Origin of the sequence: Pseudoalteromonas sp. SIMBA_162 (genome assembly GCF_046535955.1) — a bacterium.
Taxonomy (GTDB): domain Bacteria; phylum Pseudomonadota; class Gammaproteobacteria; order Enterobacterales; family Alteromonadaceae; genus Pseudoalteromonas; species Pseudoalteromonas marina.
Genome location: NZ_JAWJBQ010001167.1, coordinates 1 through 238, shown reverse-complemented (window position 1 = coordinate 238; position 238 = coordinate 1). Strand labels below are relative to the sequence as shown.

Genomic DNA, 238 nt, shown 5'->3' with positions numbered 1-238 from the left:
CGAGAAGAACGCGCGCGTCAACATGTACGTCATCGACCTCAAGGGGCGCCCGCGGGTGATGGCGCTGCACGAGATGCTGGCCGAGTGGCTGCGCTATCGTCGCGCCACCGTGCGTCGCCGCCTCGAGCATCGTCTGGCCAAGGTCGAGGACCGTCTGCATATCCTCGAGGGTCTGCTGACGGCTTATCTGAATCTCGACGAGGTGATTCGCATCATCCGTGAGGAGGAAGACCCCAAG

Annotated in this window: 1 protein-coding gene; it reads left to right on the top strand. The window is 63.0% G+C overall.

Annotated elements, in window-relative coordinates; translation table 11 throughout:
* Positions 1-238 (top strand): DNA gyrase subunit A (locus R0J88_RS23350; RefSeq protein ID WP_410901369.1); only part of this gene is annotated, 238 nt, incomplete at both ends.